The 8,057-nt window shown below is 62.9% G+C and carries 12 protein-coding genes and 1 pseudogene; 5 read left to right on the top strand and 8 right to left on the bottom strand.

Annotated features, from left to right (window positions below):
- The first annotated feature begins 46 nt into the window (after positions 1 to 46).
- Positions 47 to 292 carry a hypothetical protein gene (locus ACROHD_RS08990; protein WP_432677315.1) on the top strand — a complete coding sequence of 82 codons (246 nt, stop codon included), beginning with the start codon at positions 47 to 49 and terminating at the stop codon, positions 290 to 292.
- On the opposite strand, the gene ACROHD_RS08995 is transcribed toward ACROHD_RS08990, so the two are convergent.
- The 8 genes from ACROHD_RS08995 to ACROHD_RS09030 form a co-directional block, all read right to left on the bottom strand.
- Entirely contained in the window at positions 289 to 579 is a 291-nt protein-coding gene (locus ACROHD_RS08995; RefSeq protein WP_432677316.1) for a hypothetical protein, read from the bottom strand. The genes ACROHD_RS08990 and ACROHD_RS08995 overlap by 4 nt on opposite strands.
- A gap of 3 nt (positions 580 to 582) precedes the next feature.
- The gene (gene plsY, locus ACROHD_RS09000; RefSeq protein WP_432677337.1) at positions 583 to 1,191 is read right to left on the bottom strand and encodes a glycerol-3-phosphate 1-O-acyltransferase PlsY; all 609 of its coding nucleotides are present in this window, start codon (positions 1,189 to 1,191) and stop codon (positions 583 to 585) included.
- Positions 1,192 to 1,193: 2 nt separating this feature from the next.
- Entirely contained in the window at positions 1,194 to 2,474 is a 1,281-nt protein-coding gene (gene pyrC / locus ACROHD_RS09005; RefSeq protein WP_432677318.1) for a dihydroorotase, read from the bottom strand.
- Positions 2,471 to 3,046: a hypothetical protein gene (locus tag ACROHD_RS09010; RefSeq protein ID WP_432677319.1), complete on the bottom strand. Its 576-nt coding sequence runs from the start codon at positions 3,044 to 3,046 to the stop codon at positions 2,471 to 2,473. The genes pyrC and ACROHD_RS09010 overlap by 4 nt, the downstream gene beginning before the upstream one ends.
- A complete protein-coding gene (locus tag ACROHD_RS09015; protein ID WP_432677320.1) occupies positions 3,043 to 3,447 on the bottom strand; it encodes a hypothetical protein in 405 nt (134 codons plus the stop codon). Before ACROHD_RS09015 ends, ACROHD_RS09010 begins: the two co-directional genes overlap by 4 nt.
- A complete protein-coding gene (locus ACROHD_RS09020) occupies positions 3,440 to 4,390 on the bottom strand; it encodes an aspartate carbamoyltransferase catalytic subunit (protein WP_432677322.1) in 951 nt (316 codons plus the stop codon). The genes ACROHD_RS09015 and ACROHD_RS09020 overlap by 8 nt, the downstream gene beginning before the upstream one ends.
- Before the next feature lie 246 nt (positions 4,391 to 4,636).
- Positions 4,637 to 5,083 carry a GNAT family N-acetyltransferase gene (locus tag ACROHD_RS09025; protein WP_432677324.1) on the bottom strand — a complete coding sequence of 149 codons (447 nt, stop codon included), beginning with the start codon at positions 5,081 to 5,083 and terminating at the stop codon, positions 4,637 to 4,639.
- Entirely contained in the window at positions 5,080 to 5,541 is a 462-nt protein-coding gene (locus tag ACROHD_RS09030; RefSeq protein WP_432677326.1) for a hypothetical protein, read from the bottom strand. Before ACROHD_RS09030 ends, ACROHD_RS09025 begins: the two co-directional genes overlap by 4 nt.
- 75 nt (positions 5,542 to 5,616) lie before the next feature.
- Here ACROHD_RS09030 and ACROHD_RS09035 point away from each other — a divergent pair, with 75 nt between their 5' ends.
- The 4 genes and pseudogenes from ACROHD_RS09035 to ACROHD_RS09050 all read left to right on the top strand — a co-directional run.
- Positions 5,617 to 6,387: a uracil-DNA glycosylase gene (locus ACROHD_RS09035; RefSeq protein ID WP_432677327.1), complete on the top strand. Its 771-nt coding sequence runs from the start codon at positions 5,617 to 5,619 to the stop codon at positions 6,385 to 6,387.
- Positions 6,384 to 6,983, top strand: coding sequence for a metallophosphoesterase family protein (locus ACROHD_RS09040; RefSeq protein ID WP_432677328.1), 600 nt, complete (start codon positions 6,384 to 6,386; stop codon positions 6,981 to 6,983). The genes ACROHD_RS09035 and ACROHD_RS09040 overlap by 4 nt, the downstream gene beginning before the upstream one ends.
- Complete coding sequence (gene moaB, locus ACROHD_RS09045; RefSeq protein WP_432677329.1) at positions 6,980 to 7,522, top strand: molybdenum cofactor biosynthesis protein B; 543 nt, start codon at positions 6,980 to 6,982, stop codon at positions 7,520 to 7,522. Before ACROHD_RS09040 ends, moaB begins: the two co-directional genes overlap by 4 nt.
- An 85-nt stretch (positions 7,523 to 7,607) precedes the next feature.
- Positions 7,608 to 8,057: pseudogene (locus tag ACROHD_RS09050) on the top strand (efflux RND transporter periplasmic adaptor subunit); the annotation flags it as partial.

The following is an 8,057-nucleotide window of genomic DNA, read 5'->3' on the forward strand; positions in this document are numbered from 1 at the left end:
TTTCAGGTCTCCTATGAGAACTAATTAGACAAATGGAGCTAAAGAAATGCGTGATTTCTTCATTGGTGCGTTAGACAAACTGATCACCGTCATTGTTATCCTGATGATCATCGGCGTGGTCGGTGGCGCCCTGTTCACCATGTTCAGCCCGGCGGGTGGTTTCCTGCAGGGTATCGGACTGCTGATCTTCGGCGGGCTTTACGTCGTCCTGATGGGTGGCATGATGTATCTGTTCCTCGGCATCTATCACAACACCAAGCGCACCGCCGAAGCGCTTGAAAACCGTGGCTAAGCATGGTCAGCGCTGCGCCTGCTATCGGGCGCAGCGTCAATCGTGAAATCGAGCACGAAGGCGATCACTTTGGTCTCGGGCATCTCGCAGGGGCGCAATAGCGCGCCTGAACGGGTGCGATAGAGATTAAGGCTGATATAGTCGGTGCCGCCCAGTTCCTCGGCCACCAGTTTCTGGCTGGCCCCGCCAGCGAAGCCCGATTTCACGGCGACGTATCGGCGGCCATGAGCGATGCCTGTAAACTCCCCGAATGGCTGCGCATCGAAGGCGGCAAGGAAGTCCTCCAAGGCTCAGCCCTTGCGGCCGATCCTGGGTTCTTCGCCCGCGATCAGGCGTTTGATATTGGCGTCATGGCGCATGAAGATCAGCGCCGCCAGCAGCGCAGTGGCCAATCCGGCGGACGGCATGCCAAGAATGCTTATCCAGACCGGCGACAGGGCCGCCGCGACCAGTGCAGACAGCGACGAGATGCGGAAGATGCCCGCGATCAGCGCCCATGTCAGGCATGCCGCGATGCCCGCAGGCCAGAACAGCGCCAGCAGCGTCCCGAGGAATGTTGCCACGCCTTTGCCGCCCTTGAAGCCAAGAAAGATGGGGAAGCAATGGCCCAGGAAGGCGGCAAAGCCCGCGATCTGCGCGGCGTCTTCCGCCAAAACATAGCGCGCGACCAGCACCGCGATACCACCCTTGCCCGCATCCAGCACAAGCGTCAGCGCCGCGGCGGGCTTGTTGCCGGTGCGCAGCACGTTGGTGGCACCAATGTTGCCCGATCCGATCTGGCGGATATCGCCAAGCCCGAAAAGCCGCGCCATGACGAGGCCAAAGGGCACGGACCCAAGCAGGTAGGCCAGCACTGCGGTGACAGCCAACAGGGCGGCAGAGGTCTCGAACACTGGCAGCATCAGGTGGTCCTTTCAAAGACGGGCTCGCCCGCGACAAGTGTCATCAGCACCTTGCCCTCCATCCGCATTCCGTCAAAGGGGGTATTTTTTGACTTTGACCGCAGCTTGAACCGGTCCATCACGAAGGGGGCATTGGGATCGAACAGAACCAGGTCCGCAGGCGCGCCCTGGGCCAAGGTACCCGTGTCGAGGCCAAGCCGTCGCGCCGGGTTCAGCGCCATGGCGCGGAACAGCTGCGGCAGGGACAGTTGCCCGGCATGGTAAAGCCGCATGGCGGCGGGCAGCAGGGTTTCCAGTGCCACCGCCCCCGATGCCGCAACCTCGAAGGGCAGGCGCTTGGATTCTTCGTCCTGGGGGGTGTGCATGGAACTGATTATGTCGATGGTGCCATCGGCCACGGCCTCGACCATCGAGATCCGGTCATCCTCGGCCCGAAGCGGCGGCTTGACCTTGAAGAAGGTGCGGTAGTCGCCCACGTCGAATTCATTCAGTGTCAGATGATGGATGGACACACCCGCCGTCACATCCAGCCCGGCGGCCTTGGCGCGCGCCAGCGCGGACAGTGCAGCGGCGGTGGTGATCTGGTCGGCGTGATAGCGGGCGCGGGTCATCTCGACCAGCGCAAGGTCGCGTTCCAGCCCGATCCGTTCGGCCATCGGCGACACGGCAGGCAGGCCCTTCAGCGACGCGAATTTGCCAGAGGTCACGGCGGCACCGCTACTCAGTCCCGGGTCTTGCGGATGCATGATGATGAGCGCCCCAAGGCTACGCGCATAGGTCATTGCGCGGGTCAGAACCTTGGTGTCGGTGACTACGTGGTCGCAATCGGTGAACGCAGCGGCCCCGGCATCCAGCAGAAACCCGATCTCGGTCATTTCGCGGCCTTCGCGGGCCTTGGTCAGGGCGGCCGTGGGCAGCATACGGACGAGAGAGACCTGTTCCCCGCGACGTTTGACGAATTCGAGCGCTTCGGGCGTGTCGATTGGGGGGGTGGTGTCGGGACGCGTGACCATGGTGGTGACCCCGCCCGCCGCCGCTGCAGCGCCGGCAGTCCGGATGCTTTCCTTATGCCGCTCGCCCGGTTCGCAGGTCTTCACGCCGATATCGACGATGCCGGGGGCCAGGCACTTGCCGCCCGCATCAATCACCCGCGCGTCAACGGCAGGGGCCGCGCCGATGCCCCGATCCGAGATGCGCCCGTCACGGACCAGCAGCCAGCCGGTGGCGTCGCTCTCTGCCTCGGGGTCGATCAGGCGGGCATTGGTGAAGAGGATGGTCATGCTTGTCTTTCTCTCAGTTCACGCCGTGCCCTGCGCATCAGGCTATATACCCGCTGCGAGTCGTCGATCTGGTGGAATCCCAGGAACTTTATGGGCGTTCCGTTATTGCCGTGACGCACACCTGCGCCGCCCTTCATGTGAAAGATGACGGAACCGGGGTCGCCCTCTTCCCAGACGATGCGATCCATGTCCTGTAAAGGCCAGCTTTCCAGCGTCTTCTTGCCAAAGATCTTGCGGGCTATGAACGCGGTCTGGTTGGTCAGAGTGTACCATGTCTGCCCGCGCACCCATGCGTCCATCACCAATCTCCCGCCAAGCATCCACAGCCCGATAGCCAAAAAAGGCAGACCGAAAAGCGGGAAGAAATTGAACGGAAAGGGCGCGTCCGTGCCTGCGGTCATGGCGAAGGCCATACCAATCCAGAACAGCGAAAAGCCGGTGAAGAAGACGCCCATCAGAGTCAATGGGTTGATCAGCCCCCGCCAGTTGATGGCCGTGTGCGGCTGACCTTGCCAGAGGATCTCCTCATCCGGGGCAAGAATGCCGTTCCAACTGTTATGGGCTGTGCTCATGGCGCGTTTCCCGCGCGGGCCATGGCGGCCTCGATCTTTGCCATCACCGCAGGGCGGTCGGCCATGTATTTCATCAGGTGCTTGTCGCCCGAGCGGGTGATGATCTGCACCGCGCTGCCAAGGCTGCGCAGCTTGTCGATATCTCTCAGGCGGACATGGCGATTATCGGGGCCGGACAGGTCTGATGCGGTCAGCACCCATTCGGCATTGGCTTCGTCCGAGGCAAGGTAGAAGGCGCGCACGGCAACGGCGAACAACCCACCAACTGCGCCGGTCCAGACATGCGGATTGTCCATGATCCACAGAACCCCCATGCCAAGCGCCATGGCAATCGCCGCGATCCAGGCATGTTCACGCCAGTAGGTCATGCGGTCGGCCCGGAAGGTGGTGGGGTCAGACATGGGCGGCCTCACGATCGGCCTTCAGGTTCTGCGCCAGAAGGTCCATCGCCGCCATGCGCACGGCGACGCCCATTTCCACCTGTTCCTGAATGACGGATCGGTTGATGTCGTCGGCGATGGTGCCGTCGATTTCCACGCCGCGGTTCATCGGGCCGGGATGCATGACGATGGCGTCGTCCTTCGCGCAGGACAGCTTTTCCGCATCGAGCCCGAAGCGGTGGTAATATTCCCGTTCGGACGGGATGAAGCCGCCATCCATGCGTTCTTTCTGAAGCCGCAGCATCATCACGACATCGGCGCCTTCCAGCCCCTCGCGCATGTCCTCGTAGACCTCGACCCCCCAATCGGCAGCACCGGAGGGGATCAGCGTAGGCGGGCCGACCAGTTTGACCCGGTTCTCCATCTTGCCGAGCAGAAGGATATTGGACCGCGCCACGCGGGAATGGGCGATGTCGCCGCAAATGGCGATATTCAGGCGGTGCAGGCGACCCTTGGCGCGCCGGATCGTCAGCGCATCCAGAAGCGCTTGTGTGGGGTGCTCGTGCCGCCCGTCACCAGCGTTCAGAACCGCGCAATTTACCTTTTCCGCCAACAGGTTGACCGCGCCCGAATGGGGGTGACGGACGACCAGAAGATCAGGGTGCATGGCGTTGAGCGTCAGGGCCGTATCGATGAGCGTTTCACCCTTTTTGACCGAGCTTGTCTGCATCGACATGTTCATCACATCCGCCCCAAGCCGCTTGCCCGCCAGTTCGAAACTGGCCTGTGTGCGGGTGGAGTTTTCGAAGAACATGTTGATCTGGGTCAGCCCCGCCAGCGCAGTTCCGTGCTTGGCATTGCCTCGGCCCATTTCGGCATAGCGGTCGGCATGATCCAGAAGCGCGGTGATTTCGGTGGGATGCAAGGGCTCAATGCCCAGAAGGTGGCGCTTGGCGAAGGTCATGGCGGCCCGTCCTGTAAGATCGCCTCGCGGTATATTCAGCAGCGGCCCGCGGGGCAAGAGCGGGGTTGATTGCGCGCGATTTGACCCTGTCATCCCCTGCGCCCTCGTGCATACGAGATGCAGAACCCCAGAGCCTTGCCGCGTCCCTGGCGCAGCGAGGCTTGTCAAAGAGGCGTTCCCCTAGGGGGTGCTGCCCCTGTCTCCTGTCGGCTCTTACCTCTTGGAGTTTGGACCAGGTAGAAAGCCTCAGACCTGCGGCAGGGGTTTTTGCATCAGGATCTTGAGGCCGGTTGCTTCGGTCACGGTCCAGCCGAGATGGCGGTAGAGGCTGATATTCTCGGTAAGGTTGCGATGGGTGGCGAGGCGGAGCAGGTTAAAGCCCTTCGCGCGGGCGATGGTCTCAGCCTCCTCCAGAAGGCGTTTGCCGAGCCCGCGCCCGGTGGCATCGGGGTGGACCGCGAGATTTTCGATCTGGAGGGCGTCAGGGCCGTCGCGCAGAACGATGGCTCCGCTGATTTCTGGCCCGGTCATGGCAACGATGACAGGAGTTTCGGCGACCACCGCGTCCAAGCCTTCGCTGACCGGGGGCAGGTCAATGCCGCGCCCGTCATATATGGCGTAGGCCGCGCGGATCAGGGCGGTGAGTTGCGGAACGTCTTCGGGCGTTGCGGCACGTAGGGTCAGTCGTGTCATTGTGATAGGCTCTTACAGATCGTGCAGGTGATATCGCGCCCCTGCCGATAGCGGTGGCGGCGGGTATATACAAAGGCGGCGAAGCGGGCGGTCAGCGGGGTCTGCCAGCCTGCATCAATCGCCACGCGGTCCGTCCAGATGGAGCCTTTCGGGTGTGGCTCGACCGACAGCGTATGATCCCATTGGCGCACCTGCGGGTTATGTTCGCGGCTTTGGACCAGGCGGCTGTCGGGCGCGAGAGTCTCCACATGCATCACATGGCCCTTCGTCTTTAGGATCCCGAAGAGGATGATATCGACGGTGTACGTGTCCCCCTGACTGATGGGGGTGTCGGGCAAACCTTGGTAGCGGGCAAGGCCCTGCATGGCCTTTTGCATCTCGGTCAGGTCGATGGCCTGAGTGAAAATCTCATCGGGGACGCCGTCATAGAGCGCGGAGACGGTAATGATGCGGGGCATGAAACGGATCCTACAAACTCGCCCGGAACCATGCCGCCCATTTACCTTGCCTGCAAGCGCGCCTAGCTTGGGTGTATGGAGTCGCAGCTGGATTATCATACGGCGCTGGCCTGGCTGGAGTGGCAGGTAGAGCTTGGCGCGGACGAGGCCATCGGGGAGACCCCGGTGGATCGCTTTGCCGTGCCGGACCCAGTGCCCGCCGCTGCGACGCCGGTTGCCGCCCCAGCGATAAAGTCCGATGAGGTCGATCCAGTGGTCGAGGCGCGGCTGGCGGCCAAGCGGGCGGACAGCCTGGAGGCGTTGCGCGCAGAGATGGAGGCGTTTTCGCACTGCGACCTGCGACGGGGCGCGCGCAGCTTTGTCTTCGCCGATGGCAACCCGGCGGCGCGGCTGATGATCGTGGGTGAAGCGCCGGGGCGCGACGAGGATATTCAGGGCAAGCCCTTCGTGGGCCGGGCCGGGCAATTGCTGGACCGGATGTTCGATGCAATCGGAATGGGGCGTGACACCCCTGATGCGGAGCAGTCGCTCTACATCACCAATATTCTGCCATGGCGGCCACCGCAGAACCGTGACCCGAGCCCTGCCGAAATGGCGATGATGCTGCCCTTCGTGACCCGCCATATCGAATTGGCCGCGCCAGAAGTTCTGGTGCTGATGGGCAATATCTCTTGCGACGGGCTGCTTGGGCGGCGGGGAATTACCCGGCTGCGCGGCCAGTGGCAGGAGGTAATGGGGCGCCCCGCCCTGCCCATGTTCCATCCGGCCTACCTGCTGCGCCAACCCGCCAAGAAGCGAGAGGCCTGGGCGGATCTGCTGACATTGAAGGCGAGGCTTGCGCGGTGAAGATCCTGGCTTTCTCCGACCTTCACCTTGCCCGCAGCCGTGCCGCCGATCTGGTGGCTGCGAGCGCTGAGGCCGATCTGGTCATTGGGGCCGGGGATTTCTGCAATATGCGTCAGGGGCTGACCGAGGCAATGGCGCTGCTGGCGGGGCTACAGGCGCCTTTGGTGGCGGTTCCCGGCAATGCCGAAAGTGCGGATGAGTTGCGCGCTGCGGCAGGTCCGGGCTTGACCGTTCTGCATGGCGAAGGCTGCGAGATTGGCGGGCTTACGCTCTTCGGTCTGGGCTACGGTGTGCCGGTCACGCCTTTCGGATCTTGGTCCTGCGACCTGAGCGAGGCTTTCGCGGCCGAGATGCTGGCGGGCTGCGAGCGCGCTGATATCCTGATCACCCATTCTCCACCCAAGGGCGTTGCGGATCGGACCTCTGCCGGGCAGTCGGTCGGGTCCACCGCTATCCACGCCGCGATCGAGCGTATCCAGCCCCGGCTGGCGTTTTGCGGGCACATCCATGACAGTTGGGGGCAGGACGGCCGGATCGGTGAGAGCCGCGTCGTGAACCTCGGCCCTCGCGTGAACTGGTTTGAGGTCACACCATGAGCCGCATTGACGAGAGTAAAGAGTTCATCCCGGTCCGCATTGCAGTGCTGGCTGTATCCGACACCCGCAGTTTGTCGGAGGACAAGTCGGGCGATGTGCTGGAGGGGCGTATCCGCGAAGCGGGGCATGTGCTGGCAGACCGCAAGATTCTGCGCGACGAACGGTCGGAGATCGCGGATCAGCTGCGCGCGTGGTGTGCGGACCCCGAGATCGACGTTATCATCACAACCGGCGGCACGGGGCTGACGGGGCGAGACGTGACCGTCGAGGCGCATCGCGATGTCTATGAGAAGGAGATCGAGGCCTTCGCGACGGTGTTTACCATGGTGTCCTATCAAAAGATCGGGACCAGCGCCGTGCAGAGCCGCGCGACAGGTGGCGTTGCCAATGGCACTTACCTTTTTGCGCTTCCCGGCAGCAATGGTGCCTGCAAGGATGCCTGGGACGAGATCTTGCGTTGGCAGCTCGATTATCGGCACCGGCCATGCAACTTTGTCGAGATTTTTCCACGCCTGGACGAACATAAGCGACGGAAATGATCTGATGGCCCGTGTCAGCTTGTGCTTGGCGCTTTGGTGCCACCGCTCTATCTAGCTAGTCAGGACGTCCATAAGGCCACGGCCCATGCGCTTTTTTCGCCGCGCCCTTTCGGGGCTTTTTCTCATATCGCTCACGCTCGGCCTTTTGGTCTGGGCGGGGTACTCGATCTATTCATCCTTGCAGGACAGGTGGGCCGAGGAAGGCCGCCCTTCCATCGCGCGCGAACGGGTGTTTTCCGCTGAGGTTGTGCCGCTGACCTTGCAGGACGTGTCGCCGGTTCTGACCGCCTTTGGTGAAATCAACAGTCGCCGCACGCTGGAGTTGCGGGCCCCGGCTGCCGGCACTGTACTGGAACTCGCGGATGGGTTTGAGAACGGCGGTGAGGTGGCCGCAGGGGCGCTGCTGCTGCGCATCGACCCGGCAGAGGCGCAATCCGCGCTGGATGTGACTGCAACGGATTTGCGCGAGGCGGAGAACACGCTCGCCGAGGCAGAGGCCGCCGTTGAACTTGCCCGCGAAGATGTGGAGGCCGCG

Source organism: Nioella aestuarii (genome assembly GCF_050896395.1).
Lineage (GTDB): Bacteria > Pseudomonadota > Alphaproteobacteria > Rhodobacterales > Rhodobacteraceae > Nioella > Nioella aestuarii.